Genomic DNA, 23,373 nt, shown 5'->3' on the forward strand with positions numbered 1-23,373 from the left:
GCTCCGCCTCCACCGCGACGGCCGCCTCCACCGCATGCCGCTCGGCGCCCCCGAGGTCCCCCAGCAGCCGCCAGACGATCTCGCCGTCCCCGCGCTGGGCCCACCCGCCGACCACGCGGCCGTTCCACCACACCGTCGGCCCCACGTTGCCGCTCCTGTCGAACAGGGACGGCCGCAGCTCGGGCGCCAGGTACCAGTCCCGCTGCTGCCACCCCATCGCCGTGGGGTCGAGCCCGGGCAGCAGCGCCGCCCACGGTTCCGCGGGACCGGCGACAGGATCGACGTCGCCCTCGACGACGTACCCCGTCCCCTCGTCCAGGGACACCGCCTGCGCCCCGATCGCCGCCAGCGCCCGCCGGACCTCCGTCACCCGCCACCCCGTCCACCACTTCAGGTCGGCCTCGGTCGCGGGCCCGCACGCCGCGAGCCAGTGCCGCAGCAGCTCCGCCTGCGCCCCGGCCACGTCCAGCTCGGGATGCTCGGGCGCCACCGCCCACCGGAACTGCGAGGACGTCCAGGAGCCCAGCGGCCGGCCGCGCACGACCTTGCCCTCGACGCCCAGCACCCGCAGCAGCCGCGTCGAGACGGTGTGCACGCCCTCGTAGCTCTTCCCGGCCGCGTACACGAACTGCTCGCGCAACCGCGGTTCGTCCGCGGCGAGTTCGGCCGCCGTCGCCTGCCCGCGCCGGGCCAGCGCGGCCAGCGCCGACTCCTCGACGTCCGTCAGCCAGGCCGCGTCGGGGGCGCCCGCCTTGGCCATGTCCTTGACCAGCGAAGCCCGCTCCCGGGCGGCGACCGCGAGGCCCGTGGAGGCGTGCACCACGGCGGTCAGCTCGGTGGGGAAGACGAACACGGTGTGCCGCATGCCGTGCATCCGCACCAGCGCCCGGTCCTCGTACAGCGCCCGCTCGGTCTGCGCGACGGTCTTCCCGGGCTCGGCCAGCCGCGCGCCCACGGCCAGGTACACGGTCGCCGGATCGGAGCCGTGCAGCGCGACCAGCGACTCGGCGACCTCGGCCGGCTCCTGCGCCCGCGTCGCCCCGGCCAGCCGGTGCCGCAGCCCCAGCCGGGCCCGCCGCTCGGCCACCCCGATGTACCGCACCCCGTCACCCATCCCGGCCTCCACCTGTCACACCGTCGCGCGTCATCCCCTGCACACCACTGCCCGCATCCTCCCGGACCCCACTGACAACGGCCCCGGTCCGCCCGGGCGCGCCGCCCCGTCACCCGAACCGCCTGCCCGACATGCGCGCAGGTCACGAGCCGTCTTCACTACGAACAGGAGGTGACGGACCTCGTCCCCAACAGAACACGTGGCAGCGGGAGGTGCGATGAGCATGTTCGGCGCACGACAGTCGCAGCACACGTCGGTCCGACACCGGGCCGTCGTCTCATGACGAGCCCGAACACTCCCGCCGACCGGTTCCTGCGCGGCAAGGCCGCCCGCAAGCGTGCACCCCGTTCCGCGCACGCCGCCTGGATCCCGTCCGTCGACCGGCCCGACCCCGTCGCCATACTGGAGCGCCAAGGCCGCGACCGGCTGCCGGAGCTGCTGCCGATCCGGTACGGGCGGATGGCGGGGTCCCCGTCCGCCTTCCTGCGCGGCGGCGCCGCCGTGATGGCCGCAGACCTCGCCGCCGCCCCGCACACCGGCCTCACCGTGCAGCTGTGCGGCGACGCCCACCTGCTCAACTTCGGGCTGTACGCCTCGCCGGAACGGGCCCTGCTCTTCGATCTCAACGACTTCGACGAGACGTTCCCCGGCCCGTTCGAGTGGGACGTCAAACGGCTCGCCACCTCGGTCGCCGTCGCGGCCCGCGAGAACGGCCACCGGGAGCCCGAGGTCGCCCGCGCCGCCCGGGAGGCCGTCGCCGCGTACCGCATCGCGATGCGCGGGCTGGCCCGGCGCGGTGAGCTCGACGTCTGGTACACGCGCATCGACGCCGAGCAGTTGTTGCCCCTGATCCGCTCCACCCGCCGGCACCACCGCGTCGCGGCCAGCCTCGGCCGCGCACGCCGCCGCACCAGCCTGCGGGCGTTCGGCAAGCTGACCGAGACCGTCGACGGGCGCCGGCGCATCATCCACGACCCGCCGCTCCTCGAACGCGCCGGTACCTCCGACATGGCCGCACTGCGCAAGATCTTCAGCGACTACCGCTCGACCCTCTCCGAGGAGCGCCGGCTGCTCCTGGACCGCTACCGCTTCGTCGACGCCGCCCGCAAGGTCGTCGGCGTCGGCAGTGTCGGCCTGCGCTGCTTCATCGTGCTGCTCGCAGGACGCGACGCCGGCGACCCGCTGTTCCTCCAGATCAAGGAGGCCCGGCAGTCCGTACTGGAGGAACACCTGCCGAGCGGGCCGTACCTCCACCCCGGCCATCGCGTCGTCGCGGGGCAGCGGCTGTTGCAGGCCGCCGGTGACATCTTCCTGGGCTGGATGTCGGGGCCGCAGGGGCGCGCGTTCTACTGGCGCCAGCTGCGCGACATGAAGGGCTCGGCGGACGTGGCCGGCATGGGCCCGGACGACCTGTGCGCCTACGCCCGGCTGTGCGGCACCGCCCTCGCCCGGGCCCACGCCCGCTCCGGCGACCGCATCGCCATCGCCGGCTACCTCGGCGGCGCCGACACCTTCGACCGCGCGGTCGCCGACTTCGCGCTGGCCTACGCCGACCAGAACGCCAACGACCACACGACCCTGAGCGCGGCCGTGGAGGCGGGCGTGGTCAGGGCCGTACCCGGCGCCTGACCGCCGTCCGGCCGACGGCGGGCCGGGCCCCCGGCTCTGCGTGGTGCGGTCAGCCGTACGACTCCAGCAGCCCGCCCGCATACGCCGTCAGCCGGTCGCCCAGCACCTGGGGCGTCAGGTCCGTCCGGCCCAGCTCACGCCACGGTCCCGCCAGCTTCGCGGCGTCGGGGGAGTAGGCCAGGGCGTCGATCAGCCGCCAGTACAGGTGGTCGCCGCCGTCGGCGAGCCGGCGCCCGCCGTGCGCCTCGTACCGCTCCCGGAAGCCGAGCCCGTGCTCCGGCCCGTGCAGCAGCGCGAGCGCGGTCGAGCAGTGGGCGACGTCGAGGTCGGCCGGGCCCCATGAGGTCTCCACCCAGTCGACGACCCCGCTGATCCGCAGCTCCGCGCCGGCACCGCTGAACAGCACGTTCCCCGGGTGGAAGTCCCGGTGCAGAAAGCACCCCTCGTACGCGGGAGGCTCCCGCCGGATCACGTCCACGGCCCGCTCCCACAGCGCGCCGCCGGGCCCGCGCACCTGCTCCGGGGACGTCCATGCCTGGTACGGGCGCGGGCGCTCGTCCGGTACGACCCGGTGGATCGCGGCGAGTTGGGCGGCCAGCAGATCCAGGCGCCGGTCCAGCGCCTCCTGATCCTCCTCGTCCACCCGCACCCGGCCCGGCAGCAGGGACATCAGCAACGAGGGGTGCTCGCAGTGCTCGGCGCAGGCGTCGACGGCGATCAACTCGGGCGCGGGGACGCTCTCCTCGGCGGCGAGCAGGGTGAGGACCGACGCCTCGCGGGTCAGCAGACCCGGTGCGTGCCTGCGGAAGAAGGGCTTCACGAAGGTGCGCAGCGCGAGCCCGGTGCCGTCGTCGAGGGTGAGCCGCCGCATCTGCGAGCTCCAGCCGCCCCGCGCGAAGGCGGTGCCGGTGACGGTGCGCCCCTGCGGAAGCTGCTTGGCCAGCCATGCCCGGGTCGCCGTCCATCCCCGGTCGCCGAGCCCGGCCAGTACGGCCGTCACGAAGTCCCGCCGGTCCTCGGCGTGCCCCTCGAACCACAATCCCAGCATGTGTTCCGCGCCGGGCACGTCGAACCGTGTGAACTGCGCGTGCGCGGCCAGGGCGTCCTGCACGGTCTCCGTCACCTCCGGCGGGATGATCGCGTCCGTCTCCGGCACCGCGAGCACCGCCCGCCCCGCGTACGCCCGCAGCACCTCCAGCGCCGGCGCCGCACGCCAGCCGCCCGGCCTGCGGATGATCTCGCTGAACCGTCCGTCCCCTTCTCCGAACGGCACGTCCCACGCCTCCTCGGCGTACACGGCAGGCGCGCACAGTCCCACCGCCGCCACGCGCTCCCCGTAGTGCGCGACGAGATCCGTCACCGTCTGCCCGCTCATGCTGAACGCGACGAGGATCAGCGGGCCGTCCGCCGCCACGCGGGCGTCGATGACCGCGACCGCCTGCTCGAAACGCCGGCGCAGGCTCAACTCGCGCAGCTCGCCGCTGCTCTCGCCGTGCCCCGAGAAGTCGAAGGCGAGCCCGTGGCAGCCGCGGGACACGAACTCGGCGAGCATCGGGAGCAGCCGCTCCTTGCTGCCGTTGCCCGCGCCGTGCAGCAGCACCACGGTGGCCGCGTCCGGGCCGCCTGCGCCACCGCCGTACACCCCGCTGAGCAGTTCGTCGTCGTGCGCGTGTGTGAAGGAGGAGAGCTCGGTCATGTGCCCCATTCATTCACACCGGGCACCGGCCGAACTCCCGCCCCCGGAAAAGGAGATGCACACCGAGTGACCGCCTCCCTACCCTGGACATGCGTAACGGAGCTGTTCACGCCGCTTCTCGCAGGGAAGGCGTCACCCTGCGGACTCGGGGCTACTCTCTACGCACCGACGGACGGTCGCCCATCCCCCAGCGCCCCGTCGGGGACACGCACACACCGCTCAGAACCGACCCACGCCCACGGAGGCCCGTGATGGGCACCATCGTCATGTCCGGGACCGTCGTCCTGGTGATCCTAGGATTCGGAAACCACGTCTACTGGCTGTTCGCAGTCGCTGTGCTCTTCCTCTACCTGCAGTACGGCCGGAGCTCCTCCGCGCCGAGCGGCGGACCCGGGGGAGGGGCCGGCGCGGGGGCCGGCGGAGGCGCTTCGTCCGCAGGCCCCATGCCCTCGGACTACCGCGCCTACCGCGACCGCCGCGACATGCAGGCCAAGTGGGAGCGCCGCTACCGCCGCGAGCGCCCCATGGAGTCCCGCCGTCAGGAGCGCGAGAAGAGCAAGTGAGACCACCTGTGGTGGTAACCCGAGGCGGGGTGCCCCCGGTCACAGGCCGGGGGCACCCCAGACCGGGAACCAGCGGCTCAGGTCCTGCTCGATCTGCAGGTCGTTCGCCAGCACGGCCTTGACCCGCAGCTCCATCGGGTTGTCGCGCCGCTGTGCCGTGCCGGGCAGCGGCGCGAAGGGGTAGAAGGTGCCGCGCTTGTAGAGGTAGACGAGCGCGAGGCGGCGCCCCTGCCCGTCCCGCTCGGCCCCCTCGTGCTCGAACCCCACCAGCGAGCACAGCAGCTGCGGCCCGAACCCGTTGACCTCCATCGCGCTGTTCACCGCGTGCAGATCGTTGACCAGCTCCGGCAGCTGATCGGGCGAGCGCTCGGAGACCAGCCACGAGTAGCCGTAGTCGTCCCGTGTCAGCCGCACCGGCCTGCCCTCACGGTCGGAGTCCGCGTCCAGCAGGGCCTGGACCTCGCGGTGCGTCTGCTCGAAGGCCGCGCCCTCGACCGTGGCGAAGCACACCGCCCCGCTCCCCGTCGGCCGGAGCCCGGCCGCCGCCTCCAGCGTCACCGCCGCCGACGGCAGCCCGAAGAGCCGGTCGAGATCGGGTACGACCGGCTTCGTACGGCCCAGCAGGATGTCCAGCAGCCCCATCTCACGCCCCTCCGGGAGCCGCGGCCTCGTCCAGCTCGGCGGAGATCCGCCCCAGCTGCTCGATCCGCTGCTCCAGGCTCGGGTGGGTGGAGAAGAGCTGCGCGATGCCGGGGTCACGGCCCAGCGCCGGTGTGAAGTAGAAGGCGTTGAAGGCCTGCGCCGTCCGCAGGTCCTTGGACGGGATGCGGGCGATGTCGCCGGTGACCTTGGTCAGCGCGGACGCCAGCGCCGAGGGACGCCCGGTGAGCAGCGCCGCGGCCCGGTCGGCGGCCAGCTCGCGGTACCGGGACAGGGCCCGGATCAGCAGGAAGCTGATCGCGTACACGGCCGCCGACACCCCGAGCACCATGGCGAAGATCGCGGCGGTGTTCTGGTCCCTGCGCCCGCCGCCGAACAGCTGCGAGTAGAAGGCGAACCGCACGATCAGCCCCGCGATCACCCCGAGGAACGACGCGACGGTGATCACGGCGACGTCCTTGTGCGCGACGTGCGACAGCTCGTGCGCGAGCACACCCTCCAGCTCGTCCGGCTCCAGCCGCCGCAGCAGCCCCGTGGTCACACAGACCACGGCGTGATCGGGATTGCGCCCGGTCGCGAACGCGTTCGGCATGTCCATGTCCGACACGGCGACGACGGGCTTCGGCATGTCGGCGAGGGTGCACAGCCGGTCGACGACCCCGTGCAGTTCGGGATACTCCTCCCGCTCCACGACCCGCCCGCGCATCGCGAACAGCGCGACTCGGTCGGAGAACCAGTACTGCGCCCCCAGCAGCCCGGCCGCCACGACGACTACCAGCACCCAGGACTTCAGCAGCACGATCAACGCGACGACGAAGCCCACGTACAACAACCCGAGCAGAAACAGCGTGACCCCCATACGCGCGGTCAACCGCCGGTCACTCCGGAAGCGGCTCTGCATCTTGCACCACCCCGCACTCAGGCACTCGTCCCACTGCCCAGTGTGCACCCGGTGACCCCCATGAACGGGTCGTGATCGGCCCTAGGGGCCGCAAAGGCCGGGAGCGCGGGACCGGCGGACCGCCTAGTAGCCCGCGCGGAAGTTGATGTAGCCCAGCAGCACGATCAACCCGGCGACGCAGCCCAGCACGATGGCCGTGGACACCCAGCCCGACCGGCGCTGCCGCCGTGCCACATGATCGGGCTCGCCCCGGAACGGCACCGGACCGGGCGGGTTCTCCTTCCAGCGGGCGGCGAGCATCCGGGCCCGTGCCGAGGGCTCCTTGTGCTCGGCGTTGTCCGCCCACTTCAGGTCGAACTCGCGCTCCTGGTCGTCCTGTTCGCGCTCCGGCATCCCGGTCCACCCCCGTGTCGTCTCAGGGGCAGAATAGAACATACGCCCGCGCCCCCGCTGTCGTACCGACAGCGGGGGCGCGGGCGCGATGTCTCGGTCAGGCGCCGATCACACGTCGAAGTACAGCTCGAACTCGTGCGGGTGCGGACGCAGCTGCAGCGGGGCGATCTCGTTCGCGCGCTTGTAGTCGATCCACGTCTCGATCAGGTCCGGCGTGAAGACGTCGCCCTGGAGGAGGAACTCGTGGTCCGACTCCAGACGGTCCAGGACGGCCGGGAGCGAGGTCGGGACCTGCGCGACGCCCGCGTGCTCCTCGGGAGCCAGCTCGTAGAGGTCCTTGTCGATCGGCTCGGCCGGCTCGATCTTGTTCTTGATGCCGTCCAGGCCCGCCAGCAGCAGGGCCGAGAAGGCCAGGTACGGGTTGCCGGAGGAGTCGGGCGCGCGGAACTCGACGCGCTTGGCCTTCGGGTTGGAGCCCGTGATCGGGATACGCATCGCGGCCGAGCGGTTGCGCTGCGAGTACACCAGGTTGATCGGCGCCTCGAAGCCCGGCACCAGACGGTGGTAGGAGTTCACCGTCGGGTTGGTGAAGGCGAGCAGCGACGGGGCGTGCTTGAGGATGCCGCCGATGTAGTAGCGGGCGGTGTCCGACAGGCCCGCGTAACCGGCCTCGTCGTAGAAGAGCGGGGAGCCGCCCGCCCACAGCGACGAGTGGATGTGCATGCCCGAGCCGTTGTCACCGAAGATCGGCTTCGGCATGAAGGTCGCGGTCTTGCCGTTGCGCCAGGCGACGTTCTTCACGATGTACTTGAAGAGCTGGAGGTCGTCGGCCGCGGCGAGCAGCGTGTTGAACTTGTAGTTGATCTCGGCCTGGCCGGCGGTGCCCACCTCGTGGTGCTGGCGCTCGACCTGGAGGCCGGAGGCGGCCAGCTCCAGGGAGATCTCCGCGCGCAGGTCGGCGAAGTGGTCGACCGGCGGGGCCGGGAAGTAACCGCCCTTGTAGCGGACCTTGTAACCGCGGTTGTCCTCCAGCGCGCCCGTGTTCCAGGCACCCGCCTCGGAGTCGATGTGGTAGTACGCCTCGTTCTCGGCGGTCTTGAAGCGCACGCTGTCGAAGACGTAGAACTCGGCCTCGGGGCCGAAGTACGCGGTGTCGGCGATACCGGTGGAGGCGAGGTAGGCCTCGGCCTTCTTCGCCACGTTCCGCGGGTCACGGGAGTACTGCTCGCCCGTGATCGGGTCGTGGATGAAGAAGTTGATGTTGACCGTCTTGTCGCGGCGGAACGGGTCGACGCGCGCGGTGGACAGGTCGGCGCGCAGCGCCATGTCGGACTCGTGGATGGCCTGGAAGCCGCGGATCGAGGAGCCGTCGAACGCGAGCTCCTCGGCCGGGTCGAAGGCCGTGGCAGGGATCGTGAAGTGCTGCATCACGCCCGGCAGGTCGCAGAACCGGACGTCGACGAACTTGACGTCCTCGTCCGCGATGAACTTCTTGGCCTCGTCGGCGTTCTGGAACATCCAGCTCCTCCTACTCCCGACCCGTCGTGCCGGGGTGGTAGTTCGTTCGTGCGGCCAGTGCGGTGGCACACGCTGACCTCGACCCTAGGGACGGGTGATTTCTCGGGCGTGACCCGTTTGTTTCGCACACGTTAACCGGACATCCCACACCTCACCCCTCCTGTCCACATCCAAAAACGGGCACAGTACCGTGGTCGCGTGGACAAGAGGCAAGCAATCGGATCCTGGCTCTCGGGCCCCCGCGCGGCCGCCGAGGACGCGGGTGTCGACTTCGGATACCGGGGTCAGCAGCTCGGCCTTCCGGAGGAGGGCCCGGGTTCCATCGCCCGCCCGGGACGGCGGCTCGGAGCACTCGCCGTCGACTGGGGCCTCAGCCTCTTGATCGCATACGGTCTCATCACCGACGGCTACGGCCAGGCGACCGGCAACTGGGCCCTGCTCCTGTTCTTCGTCATGAGTCTGCTGACCGTCGGCACGGTCGGCTTCACCCCGGGCAAGCGCCTCTTCGGCCTGCGCGTGGTCTCCCTGGACACCGGCATGGTCAACCCGCTGCGCGCCCTGGTGCGCACGGCCCTGCTGTGCGTCGCCGTCCCGGCCCTGATCTGGGACCGCGACGGCCGCGGTCTGCACGACCGGCTGGCCCGGACCGTGGAAGTGCGCGTCTGACGGACGTACGACTACGACGAAGGGGGCGCCCGGTGTGAACCGGGCGCCCCCTTTCTCGTACGAGGGGAGTCAGCGGGCCTTCGGCCCGCCCTTCGGCAGCTTCATGCCCTTGGGCATCGGGCCCTTCGGCATCGGCATGTTGCTCATCAGGTCGCCCATGGCCCGCAGCCGGTCGTTGGTGGCGGTCACCTGGGGGCCGGTCAGCACGCGGGGGAGCTTCAGCATGGTGGTCCGCACCTTCTTCAGCTCCACCTGGCCCTCGCCCGTGCCGACGAGGATGTCGTGCACCGGCACGTCCGCCACGATGCGGTTCATCTTCTTCTTCTCGGCGGCCAGCAGGGTCTTCACCCGGTTCGGGTTGCCCTCGGCGACCAGGACGATGCCGGCCTTGCCGACGGCCCGATGGACCACGTCCTGGCTGCGGTTCATCGCCACCGCGGGCGTCGTCGTCCAGCCTCGGCCGATGTTGTCCAGCACGGCCGCGGCAGCGCCCGGCTGGCCCTCCATCTGCCCGAAGGCCGCCCGCTCGGCCCGGCGCCCGAACACGATCGCCGACGCGAGGAAGGCGAGCAGCAGGCCCAGGATGCCGAGATAGATGGGGTGACCGATCAAGAAACCGATCGCGAGGAAGACACCAAAGGTGACGATTCCGACTGCCGCGAGTACAAGACCGATCTTCTTGTCGGCCCTGCGGGTCATCTTGTAGGTCAGAGCGATCTGCTTCAGTCGCCCGGGGTTCGCAGCGTCCGCTGCAGGTTCCTTCCTCGCCATGCCACGAAGTCTACGTGGCCCCACAAGCGCCCACGACGGCAGTGCCGGGCGCAGCCCCCGACGGGACGGGAGGAAGGACTCCGGGGACGCTTCAGGGGCGGGGCGCGACGGCCTGGTCCAGGACGCGCTGCGCCTCGACCCGGTCCTTGGCACGGCGACGGTCCTCCAGGACGGAGGTCCAGGCGTTGCGACGGGCGGTGCGCTGGCCGCTGCTCATGAGCAGCGACTCGACGGCACGGAGTGCAGTCGTGAACGTCGGGATGGCGGTGGCGCGAACGGGCGCGGCCTGCATGGTGGAGGTCCCCCCTCGGGATGGCGGCTTTGGTGAGTGGTGCACGGGGTGTACAACCAGGGTCACTGATTGGTGTTACCAGGGCGTGACCGACCGGTCAAACACCAATGAAGCCTTAATGCGCCGTACGGAAAACTTGACGCGGCCCTGATGAGGCCCCCATCTGCGGGGACGTCCAGGACCGCGTCAATCGGCTTCCGCCGAGGGGCAGTTGCTTGTGCGCAGATTCACATGCGCCGAGTGGCACTCCGTGCCATCAGACGGCCTGCGAAGCGACGTACGAACCACGCTTCTCGACGGCCATCTGGTACAGCCGGCCCGCGCGGTAGGAGGACCGCACCAGCGGACCGGACATCACGCCGGAGAAGCCGATCTGCTCGGCCTCCTCCTTCAGCTSCACGAACTCCTGCGGCTTGACCCAGCGCTCCACGGGGTGGTGGCGCACGCTCGGGCGCAGGTACTGCGTGATGGTGACCAGCTCGCAGCCCGCGTCGTGCAGCTGCTGGAGCGCCTCGCTGATCTCCTCGCGGGTCTCGCCCATGCCGAGGATCAGGTTGGACTTGGTGACCAGGCCGTAGTCGCGGGCCTCGGTGATGACCTTCAGGGAGCGCTCGTAGCGGAAGCCGGGGCGGATCCGCTTGAAGATCCGGGGCACCGTCTCGACGTTGTGCGCGAAGACCTCGGGACGGGAGGCGAAGACCTCCTGGAGCAGCTCCGGGACGGCGTTGAAGTCGGGGGCGAGCAGCTCGACCTTGGTGCGGCCGGCCTCGCGGGAGGCGGTCTGCTCGTGGATCTGGCGCACGGTCTCGGCGTACAGCCAGGCGCCGCCGTCCTCCAGGTCGTCGCGGGCGACGCCGGTGATGGTGGCGTAGTTCAGGTCCATGGTGACAACGGACTCGCCGACGCGGCGCGGCTCGTCGCGGTCGAGCGCCTCGGGCTTGCCCGTGTCGATCTGGCAGAAGTCACAGCGCCGGGTGCACTGGTCGCCGCCGATGAGGAAGGTCGCCTCGCGGTCCTCCCAGCACTCGTAGATGTTCGGGCAGCCGGCTTCCTGGCAGACCGTGTGCAGGCCCTCGCTCTTCACGAGGCTCTGCATCTTCGTGTACTCGGGGCCCATTTTCGCCCGGGTCTTGATCCACTCGGGCTTGCGCTCGATGGGGGTCTGGCTGTTGCGGACCTCCAGGCGCAGCATCTTGCGTCCGTCGGGTGAGACTGCGGACACGACCGGCTCCCTAGCGATTGATTCTTCGGCGCCCTCAAGGGTACGCCCGTGGATTTGAATGCCTGCGTGGGTGTCAGCCCCTCCACGGGCTCGTTTATGCCGCCGGTTCCCGCTCGATCTCCCGCGGCTTCAGCTCGGCGTTCTCCAGTACGTCCGTCAGGTGCCGCTCGATGACCGGCAGCACCTCGTCGATCGTGACGTCCCGGCCGAGCTCGGCGGCCAGTGAGGCGACCCCCGCGTCCCGGATCCCGCACGGGATGATCCGGTCGAACCACTTGTTGTCCGGGTTCACGTTCAGCGCGAAGCCGTGCATGGTCACGCCCTTGGCGACCCGGATCCCGATCGCCGCGATCTTGCGGTCCTCGCGCCGCTGGCCGGCGTTCGAAGGGGCGTACTCGGGGCCGTTCAGCCGCGGGTCGAACTCCTCGTCGGTGAGCCGGGGGTCGAAGTCCAGGGCAAGTCCGCCGAGCGCGGGGCGCTGCTCGACCGGGTCCCCGAGGACCCACACGCCGCTGCGGCCCTCGATGCGGGTGGTCTCCAGGCCGAACTCCGCGCACGTGCGGATCAGGGCGTCCTCCAGCCGCCGTACGTGCGCCACGACGTCCACCGGGCGCGGCAGCTTCTGGATCGGGTAGCCGACCAGCTGGCCCGGGCCGTGCCAGGTGATCTTGCCGCCGCGGTCCACGTCGATGACCGGCGTGCCGTCCAGGGGCCGCTCGTTGTCCGCCGTGCGCCGGCCCGCCGTATACACCGGCGGGTGTTCGAGCAGCAGGACCGTGTCGGGGATCGCGTCCTCGAACCGCGCCGCGTGCACCCGGCGCTGCTCGTCCCACGCCTGCTGGTACTCGACGGCATCCGCGCCGAATCCCATGCGGACGAACCGCAACTCACTCACGGCAAGCGCCTCCCTGGAAGAGCCCAGAACGTCGTAAGGCACAAAGAGTGCCTACGCCACTGTACGACCGGCCCGTTCGAGTACGACCCCGTGGCCCACGTCAGCCCGGTAGGGCAATCCTCACACGATCGGATGAATGGGCGCCGGAATGTGCGATCGGCTGCTTACTCTCCGCTACATTCGCGCCGTTCGAGAGGCCAAAATGGCTGCTCACCGGCAATCCGGGCACTCGATGGCCGTATGGCTCCGCGAGGCCCGAAAGGCAGGAGACCGCACCGCAGATGACGGAACGACCCGCGCAGCGCACTCCCAACCGCCAGCTCGCCGCGCTCATTGCAGAAGCGGGATTCTCCAACGCGGGTCTCGCCCGCCGGGTGGACCAGCTCGGCCTCGAACACGGGCTTGATCTCAGATACGACAAGACATCGGTCACTCGCTGGCTGCGCGGACAGCAGCCGCGCGGCACGACCCCGGCTCTCATCGCCGAGGTCTTCACCCGTCGCCTCGGCCGCCGGCTCAGCGCCCAGGACCTGGGCCTCGACGCGTGCGCGCCCGTGTACGCGGGGCTGGAGTTCGCCGCGACCCCCGAGGAGGCCGTCGACATCGTCAGCGGCCTGTGGCGCAAGGACTCCGGCAGCCATGCCGAACTGCGCAAGATCGCCTTCACCCCGGCCGGACTCGTCGTGCCCAGCCGGGACTGGCTGATCGGGCGCGCCGACGAGAAGGTCGCCCGCGGCGAGCCGCTCGCCCGCATCCCGGCCCAGGGCCGGCCGGCGGCCGTGCCCCGCCAGCGCACCCAGGCCGAACGCGGACCCGGCCAGAAGGTCACCGGCGGCGACATCTCCGCGCTGCGCTCGGTCGGCGAGCTGTTCCGCTCCCTCGACGACATGTACGGCGGCGGCCACGCCCGCCAGGCACTCGTCCGCTACCTGGAGCACGAGTGCGAGCCGATGCTGCGCGGCACCTACGGCGAGCAGACCGGCCGGCGCCTGTTCGCGGCCGCCGCCGACCTGACCAGGCTCGCGGGCTGGACGTCGTACGACATCGCGGCGCACGGGCTCGCGCAGCGCTACTTCGTGCAGTCGCTGCGCCTCGCACAGGCCGCCGGGGACCGGCCGTACGGCTCCTACGTCCTCGTCACGATGAGCCGCCAGGCCGTCTACCTCGGGCACGGCCGTGAGGCCGTCCAGCTGGCGCGGGTGGCCCAGCAGGGCGTGGGCACGAGCGCGCCGGCGGTCGTCCAGGCCCTGCTGCACGCGTGCGAGGCGCGTGGGCACGGGGTCCTGGGCGAGGTGCGTGCGTGCACGGCCTCGCTGGTGCGGGCCGAGCGCGCCCTCGAAGCGGCCCGGCCCGGTGACGACGTCCCGTACTGGGCGCGCTTCTTCGACGAGGCGCAGCTCGCCGACGAGTTCGGGCACTGTCACCGGGATCTGCAGCAGTTCCGTGCGGCGGCGCAGCATGCCGAGCGCTCGCTGCAGTTGCGTGCGCCCGCGTATGCCCGTAGCCGACTGTTCTGCCGTGTTGTGCTCGCCTCTGCCCGGCTCGGTCTCGGTGAACTCGATCAGGCGTGTGCGCTCGGTGCGGAGGCCGCGGGCGCTGCCGCGGAGATGCGGTCGGTGCGGGCGGTCGAGTATGTCCGGGACTTCGAGCGGAGGTTGGAGCCGTATCGGGATGCGGCGCCGGTGCGGGGGTATCGCGACAAGGTCGCGGCACTGGGGTAGGGGTTCGCCGTAACTCCGACCGGTTGATCGCCCGGTGCGGCTTCGTCGTGGTTGATCGCGCAGTTCCCCGCGCCCCTGCAGGGGCGCGGGGGTTGCTCGGCGTGTTCAGGCCGCCGCTCGTAACGGTTCCGCCCGGTGCAGTGAGCCCGCGGCTCCCAGGTCCGTCAGGATCGCCGCTGACGCTCGGTGGGCCGAGTGGAGCGCTCCCTGGACCGTGCTGGTGTCGCGGTGGTCGCCGCAGACGTACAGGCCCGCCAGGAGGCGTACCGGGCGGCGCAGGTCGTGGGGTGGGCGCATGGCCGGGACGGCCTCCGGGGTGTGCTGCACCGCCAGCGTTTCCCAGCGGGCCGTGGAGGTGCCGTAGAGGCGGGAGAGGTGCATCCGCACGGCCGTGTCGATGTCGGGGGGCGGGGTGCCCAGGACCGTTGAGGAGATCAGGGCCCGGCCTTCCGGTGCGCGGCTCGGGTCGACCTGGCTGATCACCGCCGTGTGCGCCACCGGGCCGCCGCGGTCGGCGTCGAGCAGGAGGGAGGCGCCGGTCGTCGGCGGCTCGTCCGTCGTGTGGTGGACGACCGTCACCGGGTGGAAGTCGGGTACGCGCAGGCCCGGCAGGAGTTCGGCGGCGGTCCGTGCGTCCGTCGCCAGCAGGACGGCACGGCACCGTATCTCGCCGTGCTCGGCGGTGGTCACGGACGTCGTGGCGATCGACGTGACCCGCACCCCGGTGTGCACCGTGCCCGGCGGCAGCGCCCGTGCGAGCAGCTCCGGGAGTGCCTCGGCGCCGCCCTCGGGCACGCACAGTCGCCCGCTCGCGAAGGCGCGCAGCGCGAGGTCCGCGCACCGGCTGGACGTCGTCAGCTCGGGGTCGCAGAGGAGGGCGGCCAGCAGGGGGCGCAGGAAGCCGTCGACCGTGCGGGCGGGAACGCCGCGCTCCGCGAGGGCCTGCGCGGCCGGCAACTCGGGGCGGGCCAGCAGCCGTTCGACGGGCGAGGAGGCGAGCCGGGCGAGCGCGGCGCCGAGCCGGGCCTGGTCGACGGCCGTACCGAGGGGGGCACCCGCCCGCACCCTCGGTACGGTCCCCGGCACACCTCGTCCGGACGCCGCCCGAGGGGCGCTCGCCAGGGCGCGCACCGCGTGCAGTGCGCCCCTTGCGCGCCTTGCGCCCATCGCGCTCGGCACCGCGCCCGCGCGCTGCCGGCGTCCGTCGCTGTGCAGCAGCACGCCCGGGGCGAATGGGCGCAGCGCGAGTGCGTCGAGCCCTGGGGTCAGACGTAGTTCCGGGTACGACGTCGACAGGAGTTGCCCGATCCGGTCGAGTCGGAACCCGTCGACCTTCTCGGTCGACATGCGGCCGCCCGGGCAAGGGGCGGCCTCCAGGACTGCGGTGGTTACTCCTGCGCTGGTCAGGCGATGTGCCGCGGAGAGTCCGGCGACCCCGGCTCCCACGATGACGACGTCCGCCTGGTACGCGGGCTCAAGCACGTGCCCCTCCTCGAGGTTGCGCGGCCGGTGGAGACGTGATGCCCCCAACAGGCTCCGGGGATACCCGAGTTCGGCACGAGGTTAGGGCTGTGATTGGTCAGGAACAGTCGCGCATCGACAGAGCACGGTCGCACAGCGGTCGCATACGAACGCCGCGCGTGACGGGTCGCTACTCGGCGGCCGCCCGGATCGCCCCCTCGATCTCCGGGAACGCGAAGGTGAACCCCGACTCCAGCAACCGCTTCGGCAGCACCCGCAGACTGCCCAGCACATCCCCCGCCATCTCGCCGAGCACGGTCCGCAGCACGGGTGCGGGCACCGCGAACAGCGTCGGCCGGTGCAGCACGCGGCCCATGGCCTCGGTGATCTCACGGTTCGTCAGCGGCTGCGGCGCGGTCACGTTGAACGGCCCCGACAGTCCCTCGGTGTCCATGAGATGCCGGATCGCGGCCACCTCGTCGTGCAGCGAGACGAACGACCAGTACTGCCGCCCGTCGCCCATCCGCCCGCCGAGCCCCGCCTTGAACAGTGGGAACAGCCGTCCCCAGGCCCCGCCCTCGCGGGCCACCACCAACCCCGTGCGCGGGAACACCGTCCGTACGCCGGCCTCCTGGGCCGGGGCCGCCGCGGCCTCCCACTCGACGCACAGCGAGGGCAGGAAGCCCTCCCCGGCCGGGGCGCTCTCGTCGACTGCGCGCTCGCCGGTCTCGCCGTAGTAGCCGATCGCGCTGCCGTTGACGAAGACCCGGGGCCGCTCCTCGGGCGCGAGTGACGCCATCGCCTCGGCGAGGGCCGTCGTGCCCAGCACCCGCCCGAACCGCAGCTTCGCCTTGTACGCGTCCGTCCAGCGGCGCGAACCCACGTTCGCCCCGGCCAGGTTGACCACGGCCGCGCACCCGGCCAGCCCCGCCGCGTCCACGTATTTCCCCTCGGGATCCCACCGCACCTCGTCCCTGGACCGGGGCGCACGGCGCACCAGCCGCACCACCTCGTGCCCGTCCGCGACCAGGGAGCGCACCAGGGCGCCGCCGATGAGGCCGGAGGCGCCGGCCACTGCGATTCTTGAATGTTCCATGAGTTCCATCCTGCCCGTGACCACATAAAACCCTGGTTGGCACAGCTTCCCCCGGACATAGGGTGGCGCTCATGACCGCGCACCACCCGTACATACGCATAGCCCTGCCCGACGACGAGGAGGAGCTGTCCCTCCTGGACCGCAGCACCTGGTCGCATCTGCACGCGGTCGCGCCGCAACCGGTGCCGCCCTACTCGCCGTTCTTCGACGAGCGCCATGCCCCCGGTGACCATCTCGTCGCCGAACTCGACCGCCGTATCGTCGGCTATGTCCGCCTCGGATTCTCCACTCCGTTGGCCGCCAACGCGCACGTCCGCCAGATCCAGGGCTTCGCCGTCGCCGACGAGGCCCGTGGCCGCGGTGTGGGCCGGGCGCTGATCCGCGCGGTCGTGGAGGAGGCCCGACGCAGGGGAGCGCGGCGACTGACGCTGCGCGTCCTCGGGCACAACACGCCGGCGCGCAGGCTGTACGAGTCCGAGGGGTTCGTGGTCGAGGGCGTGCTGCCGGGGGAGTTCTATCTGGCGGGGCAGTTCGTGGATGACGTGATCATGGGGCGGGGGCTGTGACGGTCGGCGAGCAGTGCGTTCCGCTCACGTGCCTCACGTGCCTCACGTGCCTCACGTGCCTCACGAGGTGACGAGGTCACCTGTGTCCACGGGGGCCGTCGCGCTCGCCGCGCGCCTGGCGTCGGCGGCGACCTCGGCCGCCGTCAGGACGTAGCCGGTCTCGTCGTCGGAGGTGGAGCGGGCGAAGACCACGCCGAACACCTTGCCGTCGGTGGTCAGCAGCGGGCCGCCGGAGTTGCCGGGGCGGACGGTGGAGCGGATCGAGTAGATCTCGCGGGTGACGGTGTCGTCGTTGTAGATGTTCTGGCCCGTCGCCCGCACCCGGTTGGCGACCGTCGCCGCCTGGAGGTTCAGGTCGCCGTCCTCCGGATAGCCCGCCACGACGGCCGAGTCGCCGCGGGTGGCGTCGTCGTCGAACCGCAGGACGGGGGCGCGCAGTTCGGGGACGTACAGCACGGCCACGTCCCGCTCCGGGTCGAAGAGCACCACCCGGGACTCGTACGACCGCCCGACGCCGCCGATGCGGACGCCGGGCTCGTCGATGCCGGCCACCACGTGCGCGTTGGTCATCACGTGCTGCGGGGCGTAGACGAAGCCGCTGCCCTCGCGGCCCTGGGTGCCCGAGACGCCCTCGATCTTGACGGTGCTGAGCTTGGCGGCGTTCGTCGCGGCGGACGTGACGCTGTCGCCGGAGGGCTTGGCGACCTCGGCCGTCGACTCGTTCTCGAACGGGTTGAAGACCTGCGGGAAGCCCGCCTCGGTGAGTGCGGAGGTGGCTCGCGAGAACCAGGCGGGAGTCGTGTCCGGCATCGCGTCCTGGACGGTGCCGAGCAGGCGGGAGTCGCGGATCGCGGAGGTGAGCAGCGGGGAGGAGGACGCGGCGAGGACGCTGGCCGCCACCCAGGCCACGATCAGCACGGCCACCGAGTTGGCCACGGCCCCGCCCACGCCGTCGGCGACCCTGAGCGGGCCCCGGTCCAGCTCCCTGCGCAGCCGCAGCGCCAGCCGGCCCGCCAGCTCGTGCCCTGCGACGGCCGGGACCAGCACCGTGAGCACGGCCGTCACGGTCGCCTGCGTCGTACCCGGCGTGACCAGGTCCATCATCCACGGCAGGATCCATACGCCGATCACCGCGCCGCCCACGAAACCGGCGAGCGAGACGCAGCCGGCGACCAGGCCGCGACGGTAGCCGGACGCCGCGTAGGCCAGGATCACCAGCAACAGCAGGATGTCGAGCAGGTCCACAGAGCCGCCTTTCCCTAGGACCTCTTAGTACGCGCGGAAAGCCCCCGTTGATCAGCACACACGCACGCGCCGCCCGGAACCGGCCACGCCGCGTACACCTGGAGAAACGCCCCGGACCGGGACGATGGTTCCACTGCGTGTGACACCACACATCGCGGGCGGACGGGATCCGTCGGACAGTAGGACCATGTCTGTCTTCCGACGGGTCACCCGAAGGGTCTTCCGGCGAACACGGGGGAGACGAAGACCTCGCGCCGTACGAATACGTTGGGCTGCGCGGTGATCGGCGTATGGATCCTGCCGTGGATGATGGACCTGGTCACGCCGGGTACGACGCAGGCGACCGTGACGCGACCGTGACGTGCTTTTGGGGCGGCAGGGCGCTTTTGGGGCGAAGGTGAGGGGGCGGTGGACGCCGCCGGGTGCTTCTGGGAAGCAGGTGAGGGGCCGGTGGCCGCTGCCGGCTGCGTCAGGACGCAGGTTGAGGGGCCGGTGGCCGCTGCCGGCTGCGTCGGGACGCAGGTTGAGGGGCCGGTAGCCGCTGGTGGGCGCCCTGGGGCGCGGTCAGTTCCTGGCCTGAGCCGGGGCGGCTAAGGGAGGGCGCGGCAGCGGGCAGTGGGGGTCTGTCTGGTGAGGGGCAGGGGATGCCGCGGTGCGCTCAGCGCCCGGTCTGCAGCCAGGGCAGCCGGCGGAAGGCACTCCAGCGGGCGGTGAGGGGCTGCCTGGTGAGGGGCGGGGGACGCCGCCGGGCGTCCTTGGGTGGGCTCAGGGCCTGCCCTGGAGTCGCGCGGCCGTCTCCCTGATCTCCGGGAGGCGGGCGGTGAGGGCCGCGCCGGGGCAGCTCGTCATGTAGCCCTCGTTGTGGCCGGCGATGGCGGGGAGCGTGGTGGTGGTGCCGGCGGAGTAGCGGCTGAGGCTGTTGCTGGAGGTCAGCCGGGCATTCGCGCGGGGGTCCGTCCCGGAGAGGCCCAGCTTCCACGCGGCGATGGCGGCGATGGCGTCGGTCATGGCCTTGGGGACGGGTACGCCGGCCGTGAAGGTGCCGATGGCGGCGATGCCGGTGGTGCGGTGGTTGAAGCCCTGGGTGTGGGCGCCGGTGACGGCCCGGTCGACGCCGCCCGCACGGCCCTCGTAGATCGTGCCGCACCGGTCGACGAGGAAGTTGTAGCCGATGTCGTCCCAGTCCCGGGAGCCGGTCTGGCCCGCGTACAGGTACCGGATGATGCGGGGCGTGTCGGCGCAGTCGTATCCGTTGGGCGAGTCGGTGTGGTGGACGAACACGGCGACGACCTTGTCGTCGTACCGCGGAGGCGGCTGAGCCCGCCGGGCGTCCCCGTCCAGCCAGGCAGCCCTCGGCACGATCTCCGGCCGAGCCGCCTTGTGAGCCCCCGCGGGCCGAGCCGCAACAGGCCGCTCCTCCTCGGCGACACTCCGCTCGACGCCGCGTGTGCAGAGCATGAGCGCGAGGGCGGCGGCGAGACCGGGAACGCAGGCGAGCACCACCACCAGCACACCCGAGACCCGGGTCCCGTCAGGGGTACGCCACCAGTCCGGCGCCTGCCACCCCACAAGAGACCGCAACGGTCCCCGCCCCGACCCCTCGTCTCGACCTTGCACCCCGGCCCGGCCGTGCGCCTCGGCTCGAAGCGGCCGCCGGATCCGGGCCCACCGCTCGGCTCGCAGCTGCCGGCGGGCGTGGGATGACGGCTGGGGGTGACGGGGCGGCAGGTCTTGGGCCGGCCTCTCGCTGTCGGGTGACCGTCGGCCCTGCCTCAGCTGCGGATCATCCGGCGTACGCCGATCCCGAGCCGACCGCTGAGCGCCGGCCGACCTCTCCGCCTGGGACGGTCTGCGGCCAAGAAGGGCTTGCCGCCGCCGGTTCCGCCCCTCGACATCGGCCGCCGACGCGGCGGGCCGATCCGACGCGGACGCAGGGGGCTGGTCCTTCACGGCGGGCGGTTCCGGCGGTGTGGGCTGTTCTGCCCTGCCGCCCGACTCCTGCGGGGCAGACTCCGCCCGCACCGCAGCTCGCTCCGCCTTCTCCGGCCGTTCCCGCGTCACGGGACGATCGTGCGAGGCCGACTGCTCCTGCCCAACGGACCCCGACCGCGGGACCGGCTGCTCCGCCCCACCGGCCGACTCCCCTACCGCCGCCTGATCCAGCCCAGGCGACGGTTCCTGCCCGGCGCCTCGCTCCCCCACCGCCGCCTCATCCAGCCCAGCCGACGGTTCCCGCCCGGCGCCTCGCTCCCCCACCGCCGCCTCATCCAGCCCAGCCGACGGTTCCCGCCCGGCGCCTCGCTCCACCACCGCCCGCTGAAGCGCCTTCCCCTGGCTGCCCACCGGGCGTTCCCACTCCCCGAGGTACTCCACCGCCCGGCCGCCCGCCCCCGTCTTGAACAGGAGTCGGCCGAGTAGCTTGTCCTCGGTGAGGGTGGGGGTGATGGCGCGTAGGTCGTAGGTGTGAGCGCCCACCTGCCGGGCGTCACCCAGCATCCGCCACAACAGCGCGCTGCTGGGCCGCAGTTCCCGGCCCCGGCGTCCGGACGCGGCGTAGGAGTGCCAGACCCGGGAGCCGACGCTGATCATGAGTGCGGCGGAGAGCACCTCACCGTCGTACTCGGCGAGGTAGACCCGCACCCGGTCGCTGTCGACGGCGTTGAGGGCCGCCCACATGCGCTGGAAGTAGACCAGGGGCCGGGCCCGGAAGCCGTCGCGCTCGGCGGTCGCGGTGTACAGCCGGTAGAACTCGGGAAGGTCGGCGGCCGTGCCCCAGGACGCGAGGACCCCCGCCCGCTCGGCGATGCGCAGCGACTGCTCCCAGCGCGGTGCGAGGGCGTCGCGCAGATCGTCCATCGAGCGGCCCACCAGCGGCACCTGGCAGCCGTAGCGCGGCTGGCCGAGGCCGAAACCGCTGCCGTCCGGGTGCCGGGCAGCGGGCGGTACAGGACGAGCGCGGACGCGATCAGGACCTCCCCGGCGGGACCGTCCTCGAACCAGCCGACGCTCTCCGCCCGCCAGTCGGGCTTCACATCGCCCCACTCGGGGATCTGGAGATGGCTCGCGTCGGGGTACAGCCGCAGATGGGCCAGATGGTCCTCGCGTGTGATCTCCCGTACATACGGGCTGGTCATGGGCTGGATGCTCCTGTTCGGGGCGGCCACCGTAAGCCGGAGATCACGCAACGGGTCAAGAGACGGAGAGTGAACCTTCCCGAAAGACCCTCACAGGTTTCTCGTAGCCCGCTCAAGGATGTCCCCGAGACAGCCTCCCTATCGTCATGGACACGAGTCGTAGACACGCGTCGTGGACACGCGTCATGGACACGTATTGACCGGAGGTGGGGATCATGAGCAGCAGCAACAGCGGTCACAGCAGCAAGCGGGTCTGGACGGTCGTCTGCGCGGTCGCGACCGTCGTCCTGGGGCCGGCCGCCGTCACGGCATCCGCGCTGGACCAGGCCAACAAGGCGCCGATGCACCACGCGGTGAGGGCCGATCAGGCGCAGGCGTACATCCCGTCGGACCCGGGCCGCAGGCGAGCCGTGGCCTGAGCGGATCGGCGGTCGGCTCAGTCCTTGAACCGCTCCCACAGCCTGGGGAACCGTTCCGCCAGCGCCCGCTCGTTCTCGAAGTCGACCGGCGTGCCCTCCGGTTCCGCGGGCGGGGGCGGGATGCCGAGGTCGGGGGCGACGGTGCCGGTGAGCTGTTCGTAGGCCTCGTCCGCGGCGTAGCCGAGCTCCTCGCCGTCGCCGTCGAACTCCTCGTCGAAGTCGTCCAGCAGGTCGGCCAGCGAGTCGGGGTCGTGCACCCCGCCCTCGTACACCTCGCGGCCCTGGCCGATCAGCCAGCACCGGAAGAAGTCGAACGCGTCGTCGCTGGCCCCGTCCAGCAGGACCCAGGCGGCGCCCCACAGGTCCCAGCTGTACGCGCGGTTGTAGCGGGCCTCGAAGTGACGGGCGAAGTCGAGCACCGCGTCGGGGTCCAGTTGGAGCAGCCGGTCCACGAGCAGGTCGGCCTGCTCCTCGGGGTCACCCTCGGCGCCGTCACGGGTGCCGTCCACCAGCTCCCAGAACTCCGTCTCGTCCATCACGGGTCAAGCATCGGCCCTGGGCGGGTGGGGCGCACGTGGAGTGTGGCGGATTGTTATGGGCCGCCGGCTCAAGCGCGGTACAGCTCGGCCAGCCGTATCGCGTCGCTCGCGAACCGCTCCCGCAGCGACCGCGGCGCCAGCACCTCGATCTCCGGTCCGAGCGAGGCGAGCTGGGTGTGGGCGACCTCCTCCGACTCCACCGGCAGCGTCAGTGTCACCCAGCCGTCGCCGTCCGGGGCGCCCGCCGCCTCCAGCGCATCCCGCGCGGACTGCGGATCGAGGGTGTACGGCAGTCTGCGCACCCCGCCCGGGGACACCCGCACCACGACCTCGGCCCGCAGAATGGACCGCGCGAACTGCTCGGCCCGCTCGTCCCAGAAGTCCGGCAGGTCGAACTCCTCGTCCCGCACGAACCGGTCGTCGGCGGCGTCCACGGCGGTGAACCGGTCGATGCGGTACACCCGGTACGACCCGTGCCCGGCGACCCGGGCGCACAGATACCAGACCCCCGCCTTCAGCACGAGCCCGTACGGCTCCAGCTCGCGCTCGGCCTCGCTCTCCCCGCGCCGGTACCGGGCCACGATCCGCCGGTCGTCCCACACCGCGTCGGCGACGGCCGGCAGCAGCTCGGGGGTCTTCGGTTCCTTGAACCAGTTCGGGGCGTCCAGATGGAAGCGCTGAGCCGCCGTACGGGAGGCGTCACGCAGGGAGGGCATCAGCGCGGCGGACACCTTCAGCCGGGCGGCGGACGCGGCATCCTCCAGRCCCATCTCCCGCAGCGCCCCCGGCACGCCGGAGAGGAACAGCGCCTCGGCCTCGCTCCGCCCGAGCCCGGTCAGCCGGGTCCGGTACCCCCCGATGAGCCGGTAACC

At 71.9% G+C, this 23,373-nt stretch carries 22 protein-coding genes and 1 pseudogene; 6 read left to right on the forward strand and 17 right to left on the reverse strand.

All coding sequences use genetic code 11. The annotated features are described in order from the left end of the window. On the reverse strand, positions 1 to 1,114 hold a 1,114-nt coding region (locus EAO75_RS19765; protein WP_147997977.1), incomplete at its 3' end, for a winged helix DNA-binding domain-containing protein. A 279-nt stretch (positions 1,115 to 1,393) separates the two neighbouring features. On the opposite strand from EAO75_RS19765, the gene EAO75_RS19770 reads away from it, so the two are divergent. Then, positions 1,394 to 2,743, forward strand: coding sequence for a DUF2252 domain-containing protein (locus tag EAO75_RS19770; RefSeq protein WP_147996407.1), 1,350 nt, complete (start codon positions 1,394 to 1,396; stop codon positions 2,741 to 2,743). Between the two features lie 49 nt (positions 2,744 to 2,792). Here EAO75_RS19770 and EAO75_RS19775 read toward each other — a convergent pair whose 3' ends face one another. Beyond that, a complete protein-coding gene (locus EAO75_RS19775) occupies positions 2,793 to 4,448 on the reverse strand; it encodes an alpha/beta fold hydrolase (protein ID WP_410092464.1) in 1,656 nt (551 codons plus the stop codon). 242 nt (positions 4,449 to 4,690) lie between these two features. Between EAO75_RS19775 and EAO75_RS19780 the strand changes: the two genes are divergently transcribed. Beyond that, positions 4,691 to 5,002, forward strand: coding sequence for a hypothetical protein (locus EAO75_RS19780; protein WP_147996409.1), 312 nt, complete (start codon positions 4,691 to 4,693; stop codon positions 5,000 to 5,002). A gap of 39 nt (positions 5,003 to 5,041) precedes the next feature. Here the strand turns inward: EAO75_RS19780 and pspAB are convergent, their stop codons facing one another. The 4 genes from pspAB to glnA all read right to left on the reverse strand — a co-directional run bounded on the left by pspAB (position 5,042) and on the right by glnA (position 8,474). Then, the gene (gene pspAB / locus EAO75_RS19785) at positions 5,042 to 5,644 is read right to left on the reverse strand and encodes a PspA-associated protein PspAB (RefSeq protein ID WP_147996410.1); all 603 of its coding nucleotides are present in this window, start codon (positions 5,642 to 5,644) and stop codon (positions 5,042 to 5,044) included. Between the two features lies 1 nt (position 5,645). Then, positions 5,646 to 6,563 (reverse strand): zinc metalloprotease HtpX, encoded by a 918-nt coding sequence (gene htpX / locus EAO75_RS19790; RefSeq protein ID WP_147996411.1) that lies wholly within the window; start codon positions 6,561 to 6,563, stop codon positions 5,646 to 5,648. 123 nt (positions 6,564 to 6,686) lie between these two features. Beyond that, positions 6,687 to 6,956 carry a hypothetical protein gene (locus tag EAO75_RS19795; RefSeq protein WP_147996412.1) on the reverse strand — a complete coding sequence of 90 codons (270 nt, stop codon included), beginning with the start codon at positions 6,954 to 6,956 and terminating at the stop codon, positions 6,687 to 6,689. Between the two features lie 108 nt (positions 6,957 to 7,064). Further along, positions 7,065 to 8,474: a type I glutamate--ammonia ligase gene (gene glnA / locus EAO75_RS19800; protein WP_147996413.1), complete on the reverse strand. Its 1,410-nt coding sequence runs from the start codon at positions 8,472 to 8,474 to the stop codon at positions 7,065 to 7,067. Between the two features lie 198 nt (positions 8,475 to 8,672). On the opposite strand from glnA, the gene EAO75_RS19805 reads away from it, so the two are divergent. Then, entirely contained in the window at positions 8,673 to 9,140 is a 468-nt protein-coding gene (locus EAO75_RS19805) for an RDD family protein (protein WP_147996414.1), read from the forward strand. A 69-nt stretch (positions 9,141 to 9,209) separates the two neighbouring features. On the opposite strand, the gene EAO75_RS19810 is transcribed toward EAO75_RS19805, so the two are convergent. The 4 genes from EAO75_RS19810 to lipB form a co-directional block, all read right to left on the reverse strand. Continuing rightward, a complete protein-coding gene (locus tag EAO75_RS19810) occupies positions 9,210 to 9,911 on the reverse strand; it encodes a DUF4191 domain-containing protein (protein ID WP_147996415.1) in 702 nt (233 codons plus the stop codon). A gap of 91 nt (positions 9,912 to 10,002) precedes the next feature. After that, on the reverse strand, positions 10,003 to 10,203 hold the full coding sequence (locus EAO75_RS19815; protein ID WP_147996416.1) for a hypothetical protein: 201 nt from the start codon (positions 10,201 to 10,203) through the stop codon (positions 10,003 to 10,005). A gap of 256 nt (positions 10,204 to 10,459) precedes the next feature. Further along, a complete protein-coding gene (gene lipA, locus EAO75_RS19820; RefSeq protein WP_147996417.1) occupies positions 10,460 to 11,425 on the reverse strand; it encodes a lipoyl synthase in 966 nt (321 codons plus the stop codon). A 94-nt stretch (positions 11,426 to 11,519) separates the two neighbouring features. After that, on the reverse strand, positions 11,520 to 12,320 hold the full coding sequence (lipB, locus tag EAO75_RS19825; protein WP_147996418.1) for a lipoyl(octanoyl) transferase LipB: 801 nt from the start codon (positions 12,318 to 12,320) through the stop codon (positions 11,520 to 11,522). Between the two features lie 281 nt (positions 12,321 to 12,601). On the opposite strand from lipB, the gene EAO75_RS19830 reads away from it, so the two are divergent. After that, positions 12,602 to 14,041 carry a regulator gene (locus EAO75_RS19830; RefSeq protein ID WP_147996419.1) on the forward strand — a complete coding sequence of 480 codons (1,440 nt, stop codon included), beginning with the start codon at positions 12,602 to 12,604 and terminating at the stop codon, positions 14,039 to 14,041. A gap of 105 nt (positions 14,042 to 14,146) precedes the next feature. Here the strand turns inward: EAO75_RS19830 and EAO75_RS19835 are convergent, their stop codons facing one another. After that, entirely contained in the window at positions 14,147 to 15,523 is a 1,377-nt protein-coding gene (locus EAO75_RS19835) for an NAD(P)/FAD-dependent oxidoreductase (RefSeq protein WP_147996420.1), read from the reverse strand. A gap of 169 nt (positions 15,524 to 15,692) precedes the next feature. Next, positions 15,693 to 16,598 (reverse strand): TIGR01777 family oxidoreductase, encoded by a 906-nt coding sequence (locus tag EAO75_RS19840; protein WP_147996421.1) that lies wholly within the window; start codon positions 16,596 to 16,598, stop codon positions 15,693 to 15,695. A 71-nt stretch (positions 16,599 to 16,669) separates the two neighbouring features. On the opposite strand from EAO75_RS19840, the gene EAO75_RS19845 reads away from it, so the two are divergent. Further along, on the forward strand, positions 16,670 to 17,164 hold the full coding sequence (locus EAO75_RS19845; RefSeq protein ID WP_147996422.1) for a GNAT family N-acetyltransferase: 495 nt from the start codon (positions 16,670 to 16,672) through the stop codon (positions 17,162 to 17,164). A 60-nt stretch (positions 17,165 to 17,224) separates the two neighbouring features. Here the strand turns inward: EAO75_RS19845 and EAO75_RS19850 are convergent, their stop codons facing one another. The 3 genes and pseudogenes from EAO75_RS19850 to EAO75_RS19860 form a co-directional block, all read right to left on the reverse strand. Then, positions 17,225 to 18,409: a MarP family serine protease gene (locus EAO75_RS19850; protein WP_147996423.1), complete on the reverse strand. Its 1,185-nt coding sequence runs from the start codon at positions 18,407 to 18,409 to the stop codon at positions 17,225 to 17,227. Between the two features lie 765 nt (positions 18,410 to 19,174). After that, positions 19,175 to 19,867 (reverse strand): peptidoglycan recognition protein, encoded by a 693-nt coding sequence (locus tag EAO75_RS19855; protein ID WP_187284602.1) that lies wholly within the window; start codon positions 19,865 to 19,867, stop codon positions 19,175 to 19,177. Between the two features lie 849 nt (positions 19,868 to 20,716). Further along, positions 20,717 to 21,543 (reverse strand): annotated as a pseudogene (locus EAO75_RS19860) (lipid II:glycine glycyltransferase FemX); the annotation flags it as partial. Between the two features lie 215 nt (positions 21,544 to 21,758). On the opposite strand from EAO75_RS19860, the gene EAO75_RS19865 reads away from it, so the two are divergent. Further along, positions 21,759 to 21,962, forward strand: a complete 204-nt coding sequence (locus tag EAO75_RS19865; RefSeq protein ID WP_147996424.1) for a hypothetical protein — start codon at positions 21,759 to 21,761, stop codon at positions 21,960 to 21,962. Positions 21,963 to 21,979: 17 nt separating this feature from the next. Here EAO75_RS19865 and EAO75_RS19870 read toward each other — a convergent pair whose 3' ends face one another. Both EAO75_RS19870 and EAO75_RS19875 read right to left on the reverse strand, forming a co-directional pair. Then, entirely contained in the window at positions 21,980 to 22,498 is a 519-nt protein-coding gene (locus tag EAO75_RS19870) for a DUF4240 domain-containing protein (RefSeq protein ID WP_147997979.1), read from the reverse strand. 71 nt (positions 22,499 to 22,569) lie between these two features. Continuing rightward, positions 22,570 to 23,373: helix-turn-helix transcriptional regulator (locus tag EAO75_RS19875; protein WP_147997980.1), on the reverse strand; the 804-nt coding region annotated here is incomplete at its 5' end.

The sequence above is a fragment of the Streptomyces sp. UW30 genome, assembly GCF_008042075.1.
In the GTDB taxonomy this organism is placed as follows: domain Bacteria; phylum Actinomycetota; class Actinomycetes; order Streptomycetales; family Streptomycetaceae; genus Streptomyces.

Coding starts and splice junctions, on each gene's coding strand:
- EAO75_RS19770 (WP_147996407.1), top strand. CDS start 1,394: ATGACGAGCCCGAACACTCCCGCCGACCGGTTCCTGCGCGGCAAGGCC.
- EAO75_RS19775 (WP_410092464.1), bottom strand. CDS start 4,448: ATGGGGCACATGACCGAGCTCTCCTCCTTCACACACGCGCACGACGAC.
- EAO75_RS19780 (WP_147996409.1), top strand. CDS start 4,691: ATGGGCACCATCGTCATGTCCGGGACCGTCGTCCTGGTGATCCTAGGA.
- pspAB (WP_147996410.1), bottom strand. CDS start 5,644: ATGGGGCTGCTGGACATCCTGCTGGGCCGTACGAAGCCGGTCGTACCC.
- htpX (WP_147996411.1), bottom strand. CDS start 6,563: ATGCAGAGCCGCTTCCGGAGTGACCGGCGGTTGACCGCGCGTATGGGG.
- EAO75_RS19795 (WP_147996412.1), bottom strand. CDS start 6,956: ATGCCGGAGCGCGAACAGGACGACCAGGAGCGCGAGTTCGACCTGAAG.
- glnA (WP_147996413.1), bottom strand. CDS start 8,474: ATGTTCCAGAACGCCGACGAGGCCAAGAAGTTCATCGCGGACGAGGAC.
- EAO75_RS19810 (WP_147996415.1), bottom strand. CDS start 9,911: ATGGCGAGGAAGGAACCTGCAGCGGACGCTGCGAACCCCGGGCGACTG.
- EAO75_RS19815 (WP_147996416.1), bottom strand. CDS start 10,203: ATGCAGGCCGCGCCCGTTCGCGCCACCGCCATCCCGACGTTCACGACT.
- EAO75_RS19830 (WP_147996419.1), top strand. CDS start 12,602: ATGACGGAACGACCCGCGCAGCGCACTCCCAACCGCCAGCTCGCCGCG.
- EAO75_RS19840 (WP_147996421.1), bottom strand. CDS start 16,598: ATGGAACATTCAAGAATCGCAGTGGCCGGCGCCTCCGGCCTCATCGGC.
- EAO75_RS19845 (WP_147996422.1), top strand. CDS start 16,670: ATGACCGCGCACCACCCGTACATACGCATAGCCCTGCCCGACGACGAG.
- EAO75_RS19855 (WP_187284602.1), bottom strand. CDS start 19,867: ATGCTCTGCACACGCGGCGTCGAGCGGAGTGTCGCCGAGGAGGAGCGG.
- EAO75_RS19865 (WP_147996424.1), top strand. CDS start 21,759: ATGAGCAGCAGCAACAGCGGTCACAGCAGCAAGCGGGTCTGGACGGTC.
- EAO75_RS19870 (WP_147997979.1), bottom strand. CDS start 22,498: ATGGACGAGACGGAGTTCTGGGAGCTGGTGGACGGCACCCGTGACGGC.